We start from the raw sequence: 19,188 nt of genomic DNA on the forward strand, positions 1-19,188 counted from the left end.
GTCGAGCACCCAGCGTCGCGGCGCACCGCAGGCCGTACGCTGTGAGCGGGGAGGTAACCGGGGTGAGCGAAAACCAGGACAAACCGGACCGGACGGCGGATTCTGCCGACAGTCCGGCGGTTCCCGACGCCTCGGACCGCGGATCCGACGGAACGGCGGAGCCGACGCACGCCGCCGCTGAACCGGCGGCCGAGAAGACGTCCGAGGACACCGCCGCCGAGGAAACCGAGCCGGTTACCGAGGGCGCCGCCGCCGAGGAGGAACCCTCTTCCGAGTGGAAACCCTCGCCGTACCCGCGCGTCGAACTCCCCCAGCCGTCAAACCCGGCACCGGAATCGCGGCACCGCGCGGGCCGGACCACCCGGATCACCCGCCGGGTCGCGATCGGCCTGGTCTCCCTGGTCGCGCTGGGCGGGACGGGCTACGCGTACGTCACCAAGGACAAGCTGCAGGACAACGTCGCCACCACCGACGTCCTGACCCCGCGCGCGGGCGAACCCCCGGCCCCGCCCGCCGACGACGGCGGCACGGACATCCTGCTCGTCGGCAGCGACGCGCGCACCGACCAGCAGGGCAATCCGCTGCCGCTGAGCATGCTGAAGTCGTTGCGCACCGAGGACAAGGGCGGCATCAACACCGACACGATCATCCTGGTGCGGATCCCGAAGAACGGCGGCAAGGCTTCCGCGGTGTCGATCCCGCGCGACAGCTGGGTCGACATCCCGGGCCGCGGCAAAGGGAAGATCAACTCCGCGTACGGCGTCGCCAAGGCGCAGGCCGAGCAGGAGGAACGCGCGCAGGGCGAGCACGACCAGGCGAAAATCGCCCGCGATTCCGACAGCGCCGGGCGACGGGTGCTCGTCCAGACCGTCCAGGACCTCACGCAGGTGCGCATCGACCACTACGCCGAGGTCAACCTGCTCGGTTTCTACCTGCTCACCGAAGCCGTCGGCGGCGTCCCGGTGTGCCTCAACCACGCGACCTCGGACAAGGACTCCGGCGCGAACTTCCGCCGCGGCGTGCAGACCGTGACCGGCGGCGAGGCGCTGTCCTTCGTGCGGCAGCGCAAGAACCTGCCGAACGGCGACCTCGACCGGATCAAACGGCAGCAGGCGTTCCTGTCCTCGGCGCTGCGCAAGGTGCTGTCGGCGGGCACGCTCACCAACCCAGGCACGCTGAACAGCCTGATCGACGCCGTGCACCGGTCGTTCGTGCTCGACGACAGCCTCGACGTGCTCGAATTCGCCCAGCAGGTCAAGGGCATCGCGTCCGGCAGCCTGACCTTCGCGACGATTCCGGTGATCACCACGAACGGCCGCAGCGAGGACGGGCAGAGCATCGTGGAGGTCGACCCGGCCGCGGTGCAGAAGTTCGTCGCGGGACTGGCCGGACGGACCGTCACCGGAGGCGGCGGCGCGGCGGCCGGGGCGGCGCCGCAGGGCCTGGACTCCGGAATCCCGGGCGTGCCCTGCGTCGACTGACGCCGCGACTAGCCTGAGACGCATGAGTCTCACCGAGCAGCTGCTGCGCCAGCTCCTGGCCTCGCCCGCGAAACCGCTGATCACGCACTACGACGACCGGCTCGGCAGCCGGGTCGAGCTGTCCGTGGCGACGACGCAGAACTGGGCCGCGAAAACGGCGAACTGGCTGGTCGACGAGTTCGACGTCGAGCCGGGCGACGCCGTCGCGGTGCGGCTGCCCGCGCACTGGCAGACCGTGGGCGTGCTGCTCGGCGCGTGGTGGTGCGGGGCCCGCGTGGTCGCGGAGCCGGACGGCGCACGGGTGGTGTTCACCAGTCCGGACGAGGAGATCGACGCGCCGGCCGTCGCGGTGGTGTCGCTCGACCCGATGGGCCGCGGCCTGTCGACGCCGCCGGCGGGCGGAGCGCTCGACTACCTCAGCGAGGCCCGGATGTCCGGCGACCAGTTCGTCCCGATGCAGCCGACCCCCGGCGACACCCCGGCACTGGGTTCCTCCACTGTGGACGAAGTGTGGACGGAAGCCACTGCGCGTGCGGCAAAACTCGGCCTGACCGCGGCAGACCGAGTGTTGTCCACGATGGACTGGACGGTGCCGGACGGCATACTCGACGGCCTGCTCGTTCCGCTTGCCGCCAGCGCGCACCTGGTCCAGGTGACGAACGCGGACCCGGCGAAACTGTCCGCCCGCCGCGAGGCCGAGCGCACCACGGCCGACCTTCCTTCGTGAGTGCTGACGGCGTCGGCAGCACTCACCGCGGTTCTCAGGCGTTCTGCAGTTCGGCCGCGCCCTGGCGACGACGCCAGAAGAGCACGTGGTCCAAAGACAGTCGTCCGCCGTTGAAGCCCAGCGCCAGCGCGGTGAGGCCCAGCACCAGCACCAGTTCGTAGCCGCCTTGGCCGGTGAGGCCGTGCGCCGCGTGGACGGAGATCAACGCGCCGGCCATGTCGATGGCGTAGCCGATCGCGACCACCGGCAGCAGGAAGCCGACGACGAACGCGATCGACCCGAGCAGTTCGAGCACGATCACGAGGAACGCGGCGACGCCCGGCAGCGGGATGCCGATCTTGCTGAACATGTCGGCGGTCGCCCCGACGCCGCTGTCCCATTTCTGCAGGCCGTGGGCGAAGAACACCACCGCGATGCCGATCCGGCCGAGCAGCAGCGCGACGTCCTTGACTCGAGTCAACATGGAGACAGTTCCCCCGGTAGGTGAAAGTTCAACTGACCCGGTCCACGGTAGGGCACTGAACACCGCCGCGGGGGTGTCAGCCAGTGATCGACAGGAAACCGACAGGCACCGAAAACTCGCTGTACACCGCGCGCGGCCCGGCGCTACCGTGCTGATCTCCGCGAGTACGACCCGCTCGCGGCCGTGTTTTCGTGTTTCCGAGCCGCGAGGAGTCCCGATGCGCCGACAGTCCGATCGATCCCAGTTCGGCCTGTCTCCCGCATCCGAGGACTTCCGCACGCATGAAAGCACTGACCATCGGCATCCTGGCGCACATCGACGCAGGTAAAACCAGCCTCACCGAACGACTGCTGTTCGAAACCGGCGTGATCGACCACGCGGGCCGGGTCGACGACGGCGACACCCAAACCGATTCGCTCGACCTCGAACGCCGGCGCGGCATCACCATCAAGTCCGCCGTCGTGGCGGTCAGCACGCCCGGCCACCGGCTCAGCCTCGTGGACACCCCCGGCCACCCCGACTTCATCGCCGAGGTCGAACGCGCCGTCGGCGTGCTCGACGGCGCGGTGCTCGTGGTGTCCGCAGTAGAAGGCGTCCAGGCCCAGACCCGCGTGCTGATGCGCACGCTGATCCGGCTCGGTATTCCGGTGCTCGTGTTCGTGAACAAGATCGACCGCACCGGCGCTCGCGAAGCCTCGTTACTGGAATCCTTGCGTACCACGCTTTCCCCGCGATGCATCCCAATGAGCACGGTCACCGAGATCGGTACCGCCAGCGCACAGCCGGTGCCGCTGCCCTTCGATGAACGACTCGCCGACGCACTCGCCGGAGACGACGCGTTTCTTGAGTCTTATGTGGCCGGTGCAGCGTCCTCAATGGATTACCGAAAAGCGTTGGCACGTCAGGTCGCCGCCGCCTCGGTGTACCCGGTCTTCTTCGGTTCCGCAGTCACCGGAGCTGGCGTCGCTGACCTCATCGCCGGGGTTTACGAACTGCTGCCGTCCCGCGAACGCCGTGGCGACGGGCCACTCGACGCCACCGTATTCAAAATCGAGCGCGGCCGTTCCGGCGAGAAAATCGCTTACGTGCGCATGTTTTCCGGCTCGCTGGCGGCGCGCCGACCGGTTCCTTTCCGACGCTTGGGTATGGAAGGCGTCGGCCGCCCCTCCACGGTGCGCGTGTTCGAGCACGGCGCAACTCCGGTGTCCGGTGAGGCGCTGGCCGGTGACGTCGCGCGGGTCTGGGGTTTACCTGAGGTACAGATCGGCGACCGGCTCGGCGAAAGCGCCAACCTTTCCGAGGACCGGTTCTTCGCCCCGCCGAGCCTGGAAACGCTGGTGTACCCGGTCGATCCAGATCAGACGAGTGCGCTGTACACCGCGCTGACCCGCCTGTCCGAACAGGACCCGCTGATCAGCATCCGCCGACAGGACCAGGAAATCACCGTCCGCTTGTATGGCGAAGTCCAAAAGGAAGTAATCCGGACGACGCTCGCCGAAGAGTTCGGCATCGCCGCCGAATTCGAGGAGTCGCGACCGCTGCTGGTCGATCGTCTACATGGGACTGCATACCGCGTACGCCACCCGGCACCGGAGGAGCGCGTGTTCTTCTGGGCCACCGTAGGACTTCGCGTCGAACCCGGTCCTCCGGGCTCCGGCACCGACTACCGGATTGAGGTCGAACTCGGCTCGCTGCCGCTTTCCTTCCACACGGCCATCGAGGAAACCGTGCACGAGATCCTGCGCGAAGGCTTGCACGGCAGGGAAGTCATCGACTGTGTCGTCACCCTCAGCGACACCGCGTTCTACCCGCCAGCCAGCACCGCCGGGGATTTCCGCGGCATGACCCGGCTCGTCTTGCAGGAAGCCCTTCGCGAGGCCGGAACGCGGGTGTACGAACCAGTCCACGCTTTCGAACTCGAAGCCCCAGCGTCCGCGATCAGCTCCGTGCTGCGCAAACTTGTCGAACTGCGCGCAGTGCCAGGCGAACCAGTGATCACCGACGACCGGTGCACTGTGGACGGTCATCTTCCGGCCGCCTCCGCGCACGAATTGGAACAAGCGCTGCCCGCGCTCACCCAAGGCGAGGGCACGCTGGTCACGAACTTCGCCGAATACCGGCTCAAGCCGGGCGGCGGCGGGCCACGTCGAGTTCCGTCCAGCCGCCGTGGGCGGACAACAGCGTGAGGACGCGCTCCGCGAGGGCCGAAAACCGGCGCAGGTCCTCGTGGAGCGCCTTCGCGCGCGTCGAGTCGAGCGGGGCGTGGTCGTCCCACCACAGGCAGAGGACCGCGCTCGCGCACAGCACCAGCGGCTGAACGATGTCCGTGAACTCCGCGGACGGCTCGGCCGTTTCCCGGCACGTGCTCTCGATTTCTTCGCACGCGTCGAGCAGTTCGCGCAACGGGCCCACCGCGCCGGACGGGGTGCCGTCCCACGACGCGGTGGGCCACGCGCGGTCGCTCAGCTCGAGCCAGAGCCGCCATCCGGCGACCAGCTCGGCCTCGTCGTGCGGCGTCCAGGTGTCGGGGAGCAGCCAGAACATGTCACCGACTGTGACATCGCTGCCGGACCCCGCACAACCGAGTCGGCGAAAGTGTTCGCGTTTGTACCCCGGGGCGGGGGTATCTCAGCTGATCACCGGGGGCACGAACACGCAATTCGGCTTTTTCGCGTGCTGCGGGTCGAGCGCGTTGAGCACCTCGCGCTCCGCGATCGGGTCGTAGGTGATGCCGAGGTGGTCGGTGTAGTCGAGCCCGCAGACGTCCTGGAGGACGAGGTTTTTCACGTTGGGCGCGGGCTTGAGGAAGGCGTTGGTGTACGGCGTGACGACGTCGTCGTACCTGGTCTGGATGACCGTGTAGTCGACGCCCGGGACAGTGTCGCCGCCTGCGTTGAGGTCGGTGAGGAACGCGGACCCGGTGGACTGTTCGTTGCAGGCCGGACAGGGCACGCCGACGATGTCGCGGGCGGGCGGGATCGCCTGGATGGCGGTCAGGAGGCCGTACAGGTTGGTGCCGTAATTGGACGGAGACAGGCCGATCAGTTTGCCGATCTTGCTCGCGCCGCCGAGGTACTTGATCCAGTAGCGCGGGTTCATCCCGCCCTGCGAATGCCCGACGACGTCAAGTTTCGCAGCCCCGGTGACCTGGAGAATCTTGTCCCCGAAGGTCGCGAGCTGGCCGGCGGTCCCCGCCACCGGCCCCACCGTCTGCAGGAACGCCCCCGGCGACCCGCCGAAGTTCCCGGCGAACACGCAGTACCCCTCGTCGGCGAGCCGCTGGGAGAGATTCGCCCAGTTCTCGTACGCGTTGGCCGTGGTGCCGTTGGACAGCAGCACGGGGTTCGGATGTTCCGCGGAGGGTTTGCAGTTCCAGTCGTTGGCCCCCGGCGGCGCGATCGTCGGCTGCGCGGCCGAGTAGATCGCCGCGGCGATGATGTTCGGCTGCACCGGACCGGTCGGTTCTTTCCCGGTCGCCCCCGACGCCACCGCGGTGCCGCCGCCGAGCGCGACCACCGTCGCCGCCAGGAGGACCATTCCCCGTCCGAAAGCGCGTACGCCCATTCCGTTTCACCTCTCTGTGAACCCGACGCAGTGGTTAACGCCGAACACGAGAAAGGGAAACGCGGTTACTAGTTTTTACCGCAATCCGGTGAGCGTACGGTTCACCGCATCGATCAAGGAGGCCCGGTTTCCCGGGTAGACACTGATCTGGGCCTCGCCGTCACTGGTGCTCTGGAAGCTCAGCACCCGCCCGCGCCCGCTGAGATCGATCACCGACAACGGCGAGCTGTACCGGCGCTCGCCCCGCCCGTCCCGGACCGCGGCGTGCAGCAGGTGCACCGCGTCGCGCGGAGCCCGCATCAGGTACCGCAACTCGTCCGCGTCGCCGCCTTCCTCCGCCAGCGGATCCGCGCCGCCGCCCCCGTCGTAGTACTCCCGGCTGACCCGCATCGCCCGCACCGCCGCCGGAGGACATTCCGGCATCGCCATGACCAAACAGGCCGCGAGCTCATCCGGCGACACCGGGTCGAGCTGAACGAACTCCGCGTCGGTAATCAACCGAACGGCGTCTGGTTTGGTGGCCGCGACGAGAATCGCCCCGTTGTCCTCTTGGTGGGTGCCAAAGTCGGTCCACCCGTACACCTCTTGCCGCGCGGTCGCGAGCAGTTTGAGCGTGCCTCGCAACGCGTCCGCCGCCGTTTCGCCAAGCTGAGCAAGGAGATCCCGCGTCCGTTTTGCTCGTTCAGCGGCGCCTTCCTCGGTGAGGTACATCGGGGTGTCCTCGACCACCACCGGTACTTTGCCGAGGTTTTCCGCGTGCCAAAGCGCCAAAAACACCGGCCGCGGCATCCGCAGCGGCCTGTCGATGATCGTCATCGAGCCCCTCAACCACCAATCGTCGGGGGTGTCGGAGGCAACCCAGTGCGGGGGTCGAGGGCCCGCTCGCCGTTCTCGTCGACGAGCGAGAAGGCGGAGTCGTCGTCGATTCCGTATTTGCGCTGGTGTTCTTTGTCCTCTTCGCCTTTGCCTTTGCCGCCGCCGGCCATGCCGCCCATTCCCGGGCTCCCCTTGGCTCCGGCCGCGCCCTTCCCAGCCGCCCCCGCAGCCCCGCGGCCGGCCCCTTCTTCACCCGCGCCGACCCCGGCTCCTGCTCCTGTCCTTGCACCGGCACCTGCCCCTGCCCCGGCACCGCCGCCGAGCCGCGCCGCGATCCCGCCGCTGCGGCCCCCGGCTCCGGCCTCGCTTGCGCCACCGAGCGGTCCAAACGCCCCCGGCGTCCAGCCGCTGCTGTCACTACCGCCCCCAGCCCCGAACGAGGTCGGCGTCGGCGTCGACATCGGCGGAGTCCAGGGCGAACCCCCGACCCGATCAACCGACGGCGGAGTCCACCCAGACGTCGAAGTCCCGTCGTAATCCCCCGGCCGATACCCCGGCGGCGGCGCTGTGACGCCTCCAGCACTCGCCAGGCCCCCACCGGACCCACCGACATACCCCGGCCCATTGACCGCGCTAGCCCCAACCCCACCGGTTCCCGGCCCTCCGACGGTCCCCGGCCCACTCCCGAACCCAGTTCCCGGCCCACTCCCAGGCCCACCAGAGTCCGACCTCCGATAAGACCTCTCGTGCGACCCGGTCTTGCCCGTGACGTGATCGCCGCCAGAATCGATCTTGAGATTCTGCCCGTCGAACCCGGCCACTTGACCGTAATTGCTGTTCAACCCCTGGCCGTTGGTCTTGGCCTGGTCCGCGTACTTCTGGTAGCGCTCAACGTTGTGATTGGCGGCGGCGTTGTACGCGTTGATCTGCTTCTCGGTGTCGGTGTCCCAAGGAGTGCCCTGGTCCCAAAGATTCTTGTGCGGAGGCGTGGGAGGCATCGCCTGCAACGCGATCTTCATGTCGTTATAGCCGTGCGTAGTGTCGACCAGCTTCTGCCCATTGACCACATAAGCCTGCGCGGAGGTAGACGACGCGTCAGACAACGGTCTGAGCCGCGCCCGCGCCGCATCCGCACCGTCGCCAGTCCAGACAGATTCCAGCATGGTGGTGATCTGCTGCGCGTCGTCGCTGTTCTGGTTGTGCTCTTGGATCATCTTCTGAACCGTGGCACTACCACTATCCCACGACGAGGTCCCCGGCCCCTGCTGCACCTGCTGCACAATCACCGGCGCGGGAACGGCCTGGTCGCCGAGATTTCCGTGGTAGAAGTCGGAGAACCAATTCCCAGCATCCTTGAGCCGATCGTTGACCCAATCGTCGGCGTCACTGATCCGGTCACCAATCCACTGGGCACCTTCGCCGATGAAGTCAAAGAACCCCATCGGTCACGCACCCGCCTTCTGCTTCAGATTGGTAACTACCGAAGAAGGCGAGTTCGGGCACAAAAGAGCCCCACCACCCGATCCGGGTAGTGGGGCTCTTCTGCAGACCGTCAGGGGCTCAGCCCTTCAGCAGGGCCCTCGCCATGACGACCTTCTGGATTTGGTTCGTGCCTTCATAAATCTGCGTGATCTTCGCGTCGCGCATCATGCGCTCGACCGGGAAGTCTCGCGTGTAGCCTGCGCCGCCGAACAGCTGCACCGCGTCCGTGGTCACCGACATTGCCACGTCGGACGCGTAGGCTTTGGCTGCCGAGGCGGTGAAGCCGGCGCGCTTGTCGCCTCGCTCCGAGGACGCTGCGGAGGCGTACACCAGGTGGCGGGCGGCTTCGATTTTCGTTCCCATGTCGGCCAGCATGAACTGAATTCCTTGGAAATCCGCGATTGCTTTGCCGAACTGCTTGCGTTCCTTGACGTACGCGACGGCCGCGTCCAGGGCGCCTTGGGCGATTCCCAGGGCTTGCGCGCCGATCGTCGGGCGGGTGTGGTCCAGGGTGCGCAGGGCGGTCTTCAGGCCGGTGCCCGGTTCGCCGATGATGCGATCCGCGGGGATGGTGCAGTTTTCGAAGTAGATCTCGCGGGTCGGGGAACCCTTGATGCCCAGCTTCTTTTCCTTCGGGCCCACCGAGAAACCCGGGTCGTCCTTGTGCACGACGAACGCGGAAATGCCGTTGGCCTTCTTTTCCGCGTTCGGGTCCGTCACGGCCATCACCGTGTACCAGGTCGATTCACCGGCGTTCGTGATCCAGCACTTGGTTCCGTTGAGGACCCAGTGGTCGCCATCGAGGCGGGCGCGGGTGCGCATGGACGCGGTGTCCGAGCCGGCCTCGCGCTCGGACAGGGCGTACGACGCCGATGCTTCGCCCGAGGCGATCGAAGGCAGGACCAGCTTCTTCAGGTCCTCCGAACCGGACAGGATGATCGGCTGCGTGCCCAGCTTGTTGACCGCCGGGATCAAGGACGCGGACGCGTCGACGCGGGCGACCTCCTCGATCACGATGCACGCGCCGATGGCGTCGGCGCCCTGGCCGTCGTACTCCTCGGCGATGTGGACGGCGTTGAAGCCTGCCTTGACGAGCGCTTGGTTGGCTTCGACCGGATAGCGCTCCTGCTCGTCGACCTCCGCCGCGTAGGGCGCGATCTCCTTTTCGGCTAGAGCCCGGACCGCGGCCCGCAGTTCCTCGTGCTCCTCGGCCAGCTGATACAGGCCCTCGGCCACCTTCAGTCACCTCTTCTGCAGCGAAACGGGAGAAAGTCCCCCGATGTTAGCCCGCGTTCACACCGAACGCGGCGGCTCGCTGCTTGTGTCCTCGGCCTCACCGTTCGTATGGTCAAGTGATGGCTGCCACTGCGTCGACTCCGCCGCCCGGATTGCCCGCTTCCCTTGACTACCCCCAGGTGCCGATCGGTTCGCTGCTCGCCGGCGCCGCGACGCGCTACGGCGACCGTGTCGCGTTCGCTATGGGCGACGACCAGCTCACGTTCGCTCAGACCTGGCAAGCCGCCTGCCGGTTCGCGCAAGCGCTGCTTGCCCGCGGCATCGGGCGGGGCGACGTGGTCGCCGTGCATCTGCCGAACTGCCTCGCGTATCCCATCGCCTACCACGGCATCCTGCTGGCGGGGGCGACGTTCAGTCCGACGAACCCGCTGCTCCCGCCGGACGACCTCGCCTTCCAGCTCACCGACTGCGGGGCCGCCGCGGTGGTGACGTTCGGACCGGTCTCGGGCACGCTCGCGGCGGTCGCCGACCGAATTCCGGCGCGGCTCACGATCGTCGTCGCGCCCGACGGTGAGCTCAGCGAAGGAAGCGTGGAGTTCCGCGAGTTCTTCGCTGACCAGCCTGCGACCAGGCCAGACGTGGCGATCGAGGTGGACCGCGACCTCGCTCATCTCGCCTACACAGGAGGCACGACGGGGCGGTCCAAGGGCGTCGAGCTGACGCATCGCAACGTCGTCACGAATACGCTCCAGCACACCTGCTGGTCGACCGGCTCGGTACCGGCACTCGACGCGAACGGCGACCTGACGATCGACCAGATCGGCAGCCCGGACGAATGGCCGACCCGGCTCGGTACCGGCACCGCGATCAACCTGACGCCGTGGTTCCACGCGATGGGCGTGATCGCCGGACTCAACGGTCCCTTGCTGGCCGGCGGGACGACGGTGCTGCACGCCCGGTTCGATCCGGCGGCGTACGTCGCGGACGCGGAACGGCTGCAGGTCACGACCATCGGCGGCGCGCCCGCGCTGTTCGCGGCGTTGCTGGCGACACCCTCGTTCCATACGGCTGACCTGTCGTCGGTGCGCAACATCGGTTCCGGTGCCGCGCCGATGAGCCACGAGATGATCCGCGCGCTGCACAAGCGGTTCCCGGACGTCGTGATCGCCGAGGGATACGGGCTCACCGAGGTGACGATGGGCGCGGTGATCTCGCCGAGCTACCGGTCCGGCGTGCGCAAGGTGGGGTCGGTCGGCAGGCCGATCTTCGACACCGAGGTCAAGCTCGTCGCGGACGGCAGCGAAGAGCCGTTGCCGCCCGGGCAAGAGGGCGAGGTGTGCTTGCGCGGGCCGCAGGTGATGCGCGGGTACCGGAACCGTCCGGAAGAGACCGCTGCCGCGCTGGTCGACGGATGGCTGCACACCGGCGACATCGGCGTTCTCGACGAGGACGGCTATCTGTCCATTGTGGATCGCAAGAAGGACATGCTGCTGTACAAGGGCTACAACGTCTTTCCGCGCGAACTGGAGGAGTTGCTGAGCGCGTCGCCGGGCGTGCTCTCCGCGGCGGTGGTCGGCCGGCCGAGCCCGGAGGTCGGCGAGCTGCCGGTGGCGTTCGTCGTGCGGAAGCCGGATTCCTCAGTGGACGCGGAGCAGCTGATGGCGGCGGTGAACGAGAAGGTGCTGCCGTACAAACGCCTGCGGGAACTGCATTTCGTGGAGGAAATCCCGGTGTCGGCGGCGGGCAAGGTGCTGAAGCGCGAACTGCGGAAGCAGCTGCCCGACCCGGCGTGAGCTGACGGTGCGTGCGGATGCCGGGCCTGCGCCGGCATCCGCACCGCGCCAGCTACTTGCCCGCTTTTTCGCGGAGTTTGGCGTCCTTGTCGAGGACCAACTGCTCCAGGTCCTCCTGGAACTGCGTCAGCTTCGCCTGCAACTGCAGGTCAGCGGCGGCGAGGATCCGGACCGCGAGGAGACCGGCGTTGCGCGCCCCGCCGACGGACACGGTCGCGACCGGGATGCCGGCGGGCATCTGCACGATCGACAGCAGCGAGTCCATGCCGTCCAGGTACTTCAGCGGAACCGGCACGCCGATCACCGGCAGCACCGTCGCCGACGCGACCATGCCCGGCAGGTGCGCGGCACCGCCCGCGCCCGCGATGATCGTGCGGATGCCCCGGTCGGCCGCGGACTTCGCGTAGTCCAGCATCCGCTGCGGGGTGCGGTGCGCCGAGTAGACACCGACCTCGTACTCGACGCCGAACTCGTCCAGCGCTTGTCCCGCGGCCTCCATCACCGGCCAGTCGGAGTCGCTGCCCATGATCACGCCCACCTGCGGCGCCATTGTGTTCCCCTTCAGTGGATCTCGTCGCCGTCGAGCCAGACGGCGTGGGACAGCCAGTGCGCGGACAGCAGCGCGCGGTTGCGCAGGTCGTCCATGCGGTCGCCGATGAAGTTGACGTGGCCGAGCTTGCGGCCGGGCCGGTCCTGCTTGCCGTACAGGTGGATTTTCACCTCGGGGAACCGCGCGAACAGGTGGTGCACGCGCTCGTCCGGGCTCATCTGCGGCGAGACCTCCGCGCCGAGCACGTTCGCCATCACGCACGCCGGCGCGATCAGGTCGGTGCGGCCGAGCGGGTAGTCCAGGACGCCGCGCAGGTGCTGTTCGAACTGCGACGTGCGCGAACCGTCCATGGTCCAGTGGCCGGAGTTGTGCGGACGCATCGCCAGCTCGTTGACCAGCAGGCCGGTCTCGGTCTCGAACAGTTCGACCGCGAGCAGCCCGGTGACGTCGAGCGTCGACGCGATGCGCAGGGCCAGCTCCTGCGCCTCGTGCACGCGCGACTCGGACAGCCCCGGTGCCGGGGCGAGGACCTCGGTGTTGATGCCGTTCGTCTGCACGGTCTCCACGACCGGATACGCCGCGCCCTGGCCGAACGGGGAGCGCGCGACCAGCGCGGACAGCTCGCGCTTCATCGCGACCTTCTCCTCGACCAGCAGGTCGGTGCCGGCTTCGAGGAGCTCGGGAACGATCTCCCGGGCCTGCTGTGCGGTGTCGAGCATCCAGACGCCCTTGCCGTCGTACCCGCCGCGCGACGCCTTCAGGACCACCGGCCAGCCGTGCTCGCCGCCGAAGGCCACCACGTCGTCCACAGTGGACACTTCGGCGAAGGCGGGGCCGGGCACTCCGAGGCCGGCCATCATCTCGCGCATCACGAGCTTGTTCTGCGCGAACCCGAGCGCGGTGGGCGCGGGGCGGACGACGAAGCCCTCGGTGGCGAGGGTGAGCAGGTGCTCGCCGGGCACGTGCTCGTGGTCGAAGGTGACTACGTCGACCTGGCGGGCGAAGTCGATCAGCGCGTCGAGGTCGGTGTGGTGGCCGATGACGACATCGCTGGCCACGAGGGCCGCCGCGTCGCCCTCGTCGGCCGCCAGCACCTTCAGCGACTGGCCGAGGGAAATCGCCGCCTGCTGCGTCATGCGGGCAAGCTGCCCGCCGCCCACCATGCCGACGATGGGAAGACCGGTTCGTTTGTCCATAGCGCAGCCCAGGTTACTGGTCGAGAACTCGCGGACCACCGGCGACCTGCGGCGCAGGGTGCGGTGGACGGGGCGCGCGCTGGCCCGGGACGGCTGGGGTCGGGGGTGGCGTGGCGGGAACCGGCCGCGGTGGGGGGGCTCGACCATGAGATCAGCCGGACAGCGGTCCCCAGGGCACCCGAAATCTCTCGCAGAAATCCGGCGAAGACGATCAATCGCAGGGCCCAGGTGGGAATGACCAGGTTCGACGGGCGAATCGGCAGGAACCGACCATGGCGGCGGCAACCACGATGGCTCCTCATGCGGAAGTCCCTGGGCAGAAGCGCAGCGACCGGTTGGCCGACACGGGTTCGGCTGCGGGCGAATCGAGTCGGCAACAGGTGCGCTCACCGGACTGCGCAGGCGAAACCGGCGCGCCGATCCAGAGAAGCAGCCTGGCTCCCCAAAGTGCCTTCCCGCAATCCGAACGCAGGCAGCACCCCAACCCCAACCAGGCAACACCCGGACAGCGAAACCCCACCTCAAACCCTCCCGCTGCAGCAGGATGGCCGGATGGACTCTGTCACCCTCCCGCGGCCGGTTCTTCACGCACTTCGTCAGGCGAGCCTCCCCGGGGTGGCCACCGGGATGCTCACCGGCGCACCCCGGCCGCTGGCCTTTCCTCCGGGGTTCGGCGAGGTGCTCGCCTGGCTCTGGACCACCGATTCGAACGCGGCCGTCATCTACCTCGCCGAGCTGATGAAGCAGCTCCGCGAACGGCATCCCCTCGCCAAGACCGTCACGCCGCCGTTCCGGTTCGATGAGTTGCTCGCCGCGGCCCGCGACTGTCTTCCGGACGACTTCGCGCACGCCGAGCTGCTCATTCAGTACACCCGCACCTCGCTGGGCGACTATTACGGCGGTTCGGCGGACTGACAACGCTCACTATTCGGCTGATCTGTCCACACCGCGCCCGATCAGAGCGATGCCGGATCAGAACGATGGCCGTGCCCGCCCGCGAGCCAGGCTCCGGACGGCCGCGTAACCACCGCGATCCAGACAGTAACCGCCACCACCGACAAAAACCGCCAGCAAGCCGCTGACCAGCACAAAAAGGCTAAACGGTCTCCTGCTGTGCCCGGTTGCGAGCCCGCCGCTGCAACCCCCACCGCAGCACCAACGCGACGGCCAGCACCACCGGCATCAGGATGTACGCGTCACCGAGGATGTTCTGCCACACCTTCCAGTGCAGCTCGACATTCCGGCCGTTCGGCAAGATCAGCAGCACGCAGCTGACGAACACGAACGCCACCAGGAACGTCCCCAGCCACCGTTTCCACGCCGTCGCCGGGGTGGTTTTCGGCAGCCTGGACACCAGGAGCACGACCAGCGGCGCGACCCAGACCCAGTGGTGCGTCCAGGAAATCGGCGAGATCAGCAGGATCCAGAACGCCGTGACGAGCAGCGCGGCCAGCGCCTGCCCGCGCCGGTGGAAGCGGAACATCAGCCACAGCGCCGGAATGGCGAGCACGAGGCCGATCGCGGTCGCCGCGCTGGAGGCCCACGGGGCCAGGTCGGTGGCGCGGTTCATCAGGGCGTTCAGCGACTGGTTGCCCGCCCAGTGCACCGGGCCGATCCGGCCGGTGTCGGGGAGCGTTTTGGTCCAGTATTTCCACGAATCGTGCGGGTTGATCAGGAACAGCAGCGCCTGCATGCCGACGAAGGTCGCCAGGCCGCGCAGGGCGTCTTTCCAGCGGCCGGTGATCAGCAGGTGGCCGACGAACACGATGGGAGTGAGCTTGATCGCCGCGGCGAGGCCGACCAGGACGCCGCCCCAGCGGCTGCCGCGTGCGCAGATCACGAGCAGGTCCAGCAGGACCATCGCCATCAGGATCAGGTTGATCTGGCCGAGGAAGATCGTCCGCCACACCGGTTCGAAACCGAGGAAAACCAGGAAGAACACGATGGTCGACCGGGCGGGCGAAGCCCACCAGCGGGGGCTGTCGGCGGCCGGACGGGGCAGCGCGCCGATCGCGATCCGCACCGACAGCGCGAGCGCGCCCAGCGAGACCACGGTCAGGAAACCCCAGGCCACCTGCACCGGCACGACGGCGAGCGGCGCGAACAGCAGCGCCGCGGTCGGCGGGTAGGTGAACGGCAGCAGCGCCCAGCCCGGTTCGGTGGGCAGCGTGTTCGCGTCGTAAAGATTGTCCCCGCGCAGCAGCTGCAGCGCGCCTGCCCGGTAGACCGCGCTGTCCACGCCGAGGTTCCAGTCGTGCGCCCAGCCCCAGAACCCCATCGCGATCGCCAGCAGCGGGAAAATCGCGAAGATCAGCATCGACCGCGGGCGCACGGACAGCCGTGCCAGAGATCGGCGCAGAGCCAGCCGGGGCTGCCCGGATCGATTCACCGGAGCTTCGCTGTCAGCAGCGGAGGATACGGTCCTGGTCACCACAACAGGAAAGCACGCCTGCGGGAATACTGGTCAGGAAGGGGGACCGGGGCTTAGCTGTGCGCCAATTCCGTCAGCAGCTCGCAGGCCCGGTCATGGGTCCCGGGCAACCGCACGGCCGACACGAGCGGACGTGCGACGTCGCGCAGCTGCGGATCCACGGAAAGACGTTCGTTAAGCGCCCGTCGGAGCGCGACCCCGCGCGTGGCCAGGCGCTCGTTGCGTTCGGCCAGCACCGCGACCGCGGACGGGCCGATCGTCGCGTAACACTCGCCGGTGTCGAACACGGCCCGGACGGCGTCGGCGGCGAGGATCATCGCGGTCAGCCGGGGCCAGCCGGACACCGACGTCAGGTCCAGCGACACGGTGAGCAGCACATTCGCTTCGTTGCCCCCGCCTCGGTAGATCTCACCGAGCCGGGTCCGCAGGTACGCCGCGGACGGAAGGCCGGTGAGCGGGTCGGTGACTTCGGTGTGCACGAGCTGGTCGGTGGCGACGTCTGCCCAGGCCAGCGCGGTTACGCGGAGAAGCCGGGCCGGGGTGGCGTCGACGTCCGGTGCGACGAATCCGTCGACCGCGTCCGGGTCGGCGAGCACCGCGTGCAAAGCGGCCAGGTCAGACAGCGTTTCCGACAGCCCCGCGCCCGCCGCGGCCCGTGCCCGGCCCAGTCCGGCCAGCGCGTTTTCCGCGCCCGTCGAGCCGTGCCGGACCACCGCCGCGCACACCGCGTCGACTTCGGGCAGCGCCCAGTCGCTGGGGAAACGCCAGCCGGCTGCGAGACTGGCCGTTCGCCAGCGAGCTCGCAATGCCCGCAAATGGCGGTCCCGCTCGAACCGCGCACGCGTCTCGTCCCCCGACGAGTCGCCTGCGGAGCCGAACCGCGCCCCGGTCGCCGGTACGTCCACCGAACCCCCAGCTCCTTCCGGTACCTGTCGATCTTGTCCCCAATCACGAAGGGGACGCGGCGGAGGGGTCCTCGTGACGCGTTTTCCCCGATCTTTTTCGCGTAATCACGGAGACGAGAAGGTGAACTTGCTGCGCCTACTGAGGCATCTGCCGGACCACGGCGTGACGAGTGTCGCCGCATCCGTCACACTTGGTGTGCGTTGTAGGGAGTAAGGCGCGTGGAGTCCGCCGCGCGCGCAGCCTCAAAGGAGCCCCGTGTCCACCGTTCCCGCCGATCTCTCCGGTAAGAGTGACGCCGAGCTGATCGCAGAGGTCCGCGCGGGAAAGATCGCGTCCTACGGTCCGCTCTACGAGCGGCACAGCGGTGCCGCGCACAACCTCGCCCGCCAGCTCGCGCGGTCCAGCTCGGAGGCCGACGACCTCGTGTCGGAGGCCTTCTCGAAGGTGCTGGACACGCTGCGCGGCGGGAAGGGCCCGGACAGCGCCTTCCGCGCGTACCTCCTCACCGCGCTGCGTCACACTGCGTATGACAAGACGCGCCGTGACCGCCGGATCGACCTCAACGAGGACATGAGCGACGTCGGCGGGGCCGCTGGCGAGGCGCTCACCGTGCCGTTCTCCGACACCGCCGTCGCGGGCCTCGAGCGCACGATGGCCGCGAAAGCGTTTGCGCGGCTGCCGGAACGCTGGCAGGCAGTGCTGTGGCACACCGAGATCGAGCAGCAGAGCCCGGCCGAAGTCGCGCCGCTGCTCGGGTTGACCGCGAACGGCGTTTCCGCGCTCGCGTACCGCGCCCGGGAAGGGCTTCGCCAGGCGTATCTGCAGGTCCACCTGCAGGAAACCGGTGCCGACCGCTGCCGCGCGACGGCCGATCGGCTCGGCGCCTGGACGCGCGACGGGCTGTCCAAACGCGAACGCTCCCAGGTGGAGAACCACCTCGACGAATGCGAGAAGTGCCGGGTACTGGCGGCCGAACTGGCCGACGTCAACGGCAGCCTGCGCGCGATCATCGCCCCGATCGTCCTGGGCGGCGCCGCTCTCGGCTACCTGGCCACGATCGGCGCGGCCAAGGCGAGCGCGGCGACCGCCGGTGCCGCCGCTGCCGGTGCTGGAGCCGCTGCGGCGGGCGGGGCCAAGGCGGGTGCGGCAGCCGCCGCGTCCGCGCCGCGGCAGTTCGCCGGGGTCGCCCTGTCCGGAGCCGCGATGGTGGCGGCCATCGCGGTCGCGTTGGCCGCGGGCGGTGGGACCCAGACCATCCCGGCCGCACAGCAGGCACCCGCACCACCGCCGGCTGCCGCGCCCGCACCTGCGCCGAAGCCTGCTCCCCCCGCTCCTCCGGCCGCGCCGCCCGCCGCTCCCCCGGCACCAGCGCCTGCCCAGCCCGCGCCTCCGGCCGTGCCGCCGCCCGCGGCGCCTCCGGCCGCCCCACCGGCGCAGCCGCCTGCCCAGAACCCGCCCGCCGGGGCTCCGCAGCTGTCCGCGTCCCTGCCGCCGAACGGAGTCGAACTCCAGCCGGGCGGCGGACCGGTCGCGCTGCCGATCACCGTGCGCAATAACGGCAACGCCGTGTCCGATCCCGTCCAGGCGACGCTGAACCTCCCGCCGGGAGTACGAGCCGTTCAGGCCAACGGCGGCGGCGCGGTCGGCTCGTACTCCAGCGAAGCGGCCGCGCAGTCCGGGCCGATGCAGGTCGCGTGCCCCGGCGGCACGGGCACGGTCACGTGCAAGACCGGCAGCGGACTGCAGCCTGGCCAGTCGGCGGTGCTGATGTTCCGGTTGCAGGCGGACGAGAACGCGAGCGGCGGCACGGTGACCGGTTCGGTCACGGCGGGTGCTTCGGTGAACGTCACCGTCAGCGTTCAGGTGAAGGTCAAGGCACCGCAGGACGCCCTGTCGCTGACGGCCAGGCCGTTCGGCCTGCCGTGGAAGCTGCAGCCGGAGATCCAGGCCACGGTGCAGAACACCGGGCAGAGCACGAAGCCCGTCACGATCACGTTCGACCACAGCACCACCTGGCAGTTCGGCTTGAAGAGGTTCGATTGCACGTCAGGGGAGGCGGGCACGAGCTGCACGAGTGCCAAACCGCTGGCTCCGGGCGAGAAGGCGGACCTCTTGGTGATGGTGGACCGCAAGCCGTTCGACGGCCCGCTCACCGTCACGGTCAACGCGTCGCTCGGCAGCGCCTCGGCCAACCCGGTGTCGGTGGATCTCGGCTGCTGGTGGGATATGTGCCACGAACCGACGATCGGACCGTTCACGTCCACGACGGTGCCGTCACTGCCGACGACGTCGACCTCGACCTCGAAGAGCCACGAGCCGAGTCCGTCGAAGCACCCGACGCCGAGCGTCACCCCGTCGTCCACGCCGTCCTCCGACGACGACGAGACGCCGGAGCCGACGTCGAGCAGCCCGTCCGCCACCACGAGCGCGCCGCCGAACCCCGGCTCGAACGGCAAGCCCGGCAAACCCGATAACCACGACAACCGTCCGCCGGCGGTCGAACCCCGGGGGTTCTTCGGCTGGTTCACGGAGTAGCGTCCGGT

Annotated in this window: 16 protein-coding genes; 6 read left to right on the forward strand and 10 right to left on the reverse strand. The window is 68.8% G+C overall.

Annotated elements, in window-relative coordinates; genetic code table 11:
- Positions 1–62 precede the first annotated feature (62 nt).
- Positions 63–1,481, forward strand: a complete 1,419-nt coding sequence (locus H5411_RS26215; protein WP_312878613.1) for an LCP family glycopolymer transferase — start codon at positions 63–65, stop codon at positions 1,479–1,481.
- A gap of 22 nt (positions 1,482–1,503) precedes the next feature.
- Complete coding sequence (locus H5411_RS26220; RefSeq protein WP_183125338.1) at positions 1,504–2,208, forward strand: TIGR03089 family protein; 705 nt, start codon at positions 1,504–1,506, stop codon at positions 2,206–2,208.
- Between the two features lie 34 nt (positions 2,209–2,242).
- Here H5411_RS26220 and H5411_RS26225 read toward each other — a convergent pair whose 3' ends face one another.
- Positions 2,243–2,671, reverse strand: a complete 429-nt coding sequence (locus tag H5411_RS26225) for a DoxX family protein (RefSeq protein ID WP_101435807.1) — start codon at positions 2,669–2,671, stop codon at positions 2,243–2,245.
- A gap of 281 nt (positions 2,672–2,952) precedes the next feature.
- Between H5411_RS26225 and H5411_RS26230 the strand changes: the two genes are divergently transcribed.
- Positions 2,953–4,857 (forward strand): elongation factor G, encoded by a 1,905-nt coding sequence (locus H5411_RS26230; protein ID WP_183125339.1) that lies wholly within the window; start codon positions 2,953–2,955, stop codon positions 4,855–4,857.
- Here the strand turns inward: H5411_RS26230 and H5411_RS26235 are convergent.
- The 5 genes from H5411_RS26235 to H5411_RS26255 all read right to left on the reverse strand — a co-directional run bounded on the left by H5411_RS26235 (position 4,793) and on the right by H5411_RS26255 (position 9,769).
- Positions 4,793–5,215: a hypothetical protein gene (locus H5411_RS26235; protein ID WP_101435809.1), complete on the reverse strand. Its 423-nt coding sequence runs from the start codon at positions 5,213–5,215 to the stop codon at positions 4,793–4,795. The two genes, H5411_RS26230 and H5411_RS26235, sit on opposite strands and share 65 nt — an antisense overlap.
- Before the next feature lie 84 nt (positions 5,216–5,299).
- On the reverse strand, positions 5,300–6,235 hold the full coding sequence (locus tag H5411_RS26240) for an esterase/lipase family protein (protein WP_183125340.1): 936 nt from the start codon (positions 6,233–6,235) through the stop codon (positions 5,300–5,302).
- A 75-nt stretch (positions 6,236–6,310) separates the two neighbouring features.
- Positions 6,311–7,051: an ESX secretion-associated protein EspG gene (locus H5411_RS26245; protein ID WP_183125341.1), complete on the reverse strand. Its 741-nt coding sequence runs from the start codon at positions 7,049–7,051 to the stop codon at positions 6,311–6,313.
- Positions 7,052–7,059: 8 nt separating this feature from the next.
- Positions 7,060–8,493, reverse strand: a complete 1,434-nt coding sequence (locus H5411_RS26250; RefSeq protein ID WP_183125342.1) for a hypothetical protein — start codon at positions 8,491–8,493, stop codon at positions 7,060–7,062.
- A 118-nt stretch (positions 8,494–8,611) separates the two neighbouring features.
- Positions 8,612–9,769 (reverse strand): acyl-CoA dehydrogenase family protein, encoded by a 1,158-nt coding sequence (locus tag H5411_RS26255; protein ID WP_101435812.1) that lies wholly within the window; start codon positions 9,767–9,769, stop codon positions 8,612–8,614.
- A 119-nt stretch (positions 9,770–9,888) separates the two neighbouring features.
- Between H5411_RS26255 and H5411_RS26260 the strand changes: the two genes are divergently transcribed.
- A complete protein-coding gene (locus H5411_RS26260; RefSeq protein WP_183125343.1) occupies positions 9,889–11,562 on the forward strand; it encodes a class I adenylate-forming enzyme family protein in 1,674 nt (557 codons plus the stop codon).
- 52 nt (positions 11,563–11,614) lie between these two features.
- Here the strand turns inward: H5411_RS26260 and purE are convergent, their stop codons facing one another.
- Positions 11,615–12,112, reverse strand: a complete 498-nt coding sequence (gene purE / locus H5411_RS26265) for a 5-(carboxyamino)imidazole ribonucleotide mutase (RefSeq protein WP_101435814.1) — start codon at positions 12,110–12,112, stop codon at positions 11,615–11,617.
- Between the two features lie 11 nt (positions 12,113–12,123).
- The gene (locus tag H5411_RS26270) at positions 12,124–13,308 is read right to left on the reverse strand and encodes a 5-(carboxyamino)imidazole ribonucleotide synthase (protein ID WP_101435815.1); all 1,185 of its coding nucleotides are present in this window, start codon (positions 13,306–13,308) and stop codon (positions 12,124–12,126) included.
- A 552-nt stretch (positions 13,309–13,860) separates the two neighbouring features.
- Here H5411_RS26270 and H5411_RS26275 point away from each other — a divergent pair.
- Complete coding sequence (locus H5411_RS26275; protein WP_143271377.1) at positions 13,861–14,223, forward strand: hypothetical protein; 363 nt, start codon at positions 13,861–13,863, stop codon at positions 14,221–14,223.
- Positions 14,224–14,404: 181 nt separating this feature from the next.
- On the opposite strand, the gene H5411_RS26280 is transcribed toward H5411_RS26275, so the two are convergent.
- Positions 14,405–15,739 carry a glycosyltransferase 87 family protein gene (locus H5411_RS26280; protein WP_101440791.1) on the reverse strand — a complete coding sequence of 445 codons (1,335 nt, stop codon included), beginning with the start codon at positions 15,737–15,739 and terminating at the stop codon, positions 14,405–14,407.
- Positions 15,740–15,792: 53 nt separating this feature from the next.
- Positions 15,793–16,644, reverse strand: coding sequence for a hypothetical protein (locus H5411_RS26285; protein WP_167441897.1), 852 nt, complete (start codon positions 16,642–16,644; stop codon positions 15,793–15,795).
- 256 nt (positions 16,645–16,900) lie between these two features.
- Between H5411_RS26285 and H5411_RS26290 the strand changes: the two genes are divergently transcribed.
- Positions 16,901–19,180, forward strand: a complete 2,280-nt coding sequence (locus tag H5411_RS26290; protein ID WP_183125344.1) for a sigma-70 family RNA polymerase sigma factor — start codon at positions 16,901–16,903, stop codon at positions 19,178–19,180.
- The last annotated feature ends 8 nt before the right edge of the window (positions 19,181–19,188 follow it).

The organism is Amycolatopsis echigonensis (genome assembly GCF_014174495.1).
GTDB lineage: Bacteria > Actinomycetota > Actinomycetes > Mycobacteriales > Pseudonocardiaceae > Amycolatopsis > Amycolatopsis echigonensis.

Excerpts from the sequence above, each read along its gene's own strand:
- H5411_RS26260 (WP_183125343.1), top strand. The coding sequence starts at position 9,889 with ATGGCTGCCACTGCGTCGACTCCGCCGCCCGGATTGCCCGCTTCCCTT.
- H5411_RS26220 (WP_183125338.1), top strand. The coding sequence starts at position 1,504 with ATGAGTCTCACCGAGCAGCTGCTGCGCCAGCTCCTGGCCTCGCCCGCG.
- purE (WP_101435814.1), bottom strand. The coding sequence starts at position 12,112 with ATGGCGCCGCAGGTGGGCGTGATCATGGGCAGCGACTCCGACTGGCCG.
- H5411_RS26235 (WP_101435809.1), bottom strand. The coding sequence starts at position 5,215 with ATGTTCTGGCTGCTCCCCGACACCTGGACGCCGCACGACGAGGCCGAG.
- H5411_RS26270 (WP_101435815.1), bottom strand. The coding sequence starts at position 13,308 with ATGGACAAACGAACCGGTCTTCCCATCGTCGGCATGGTGGGCGGCGGG.
- H5411_RS26245 (WP_183125341.1), bottom strand. The coding sequence starts at position 7,051 with ATGACGATCATCGACAGGCCGCTGCGGATGCCGCGGCCGGTGTTTTTG.
- H5411_RS26240 (WP_183125340.1), bottom strand. The coding sequence starts at position 6,235 with ATGGGCGTACGCGCTTTCGGACGGGGAATGGTCCTCCTGGCGGCGACG.
- H5411_RS26230 (WP_183125339.1), top strand. The coding sequence starts at position 2,953 with ATGAAAGCACTGACCATCGGCATCCTGGCGCACATCGACGCAGGTAAA.
- H5411_RS26275 (WP_143271377.1), top strand. The coding sequence starts at position 13,861 with ATGGACTCTGTCACCCTCCCGCGGCCGGTTCTTCACGCACTTCGTCAG.
- H5411_RS26225 (WP_101435807.1), bottom strand. The coding sequence starts at position 2,671 with ATGTTGACTCGAGTCAAGGACGTCGCGCTGCTGCTCGGCCGGATCGGC.
- H5411_RS26250 (WP_183125342.1), bottom strand. The coding sequence starts at position 8,493 with ATGGGGTTCTTTGACTTCATCGGCGAAGGTGCCCAGTGGATTGGTGAC.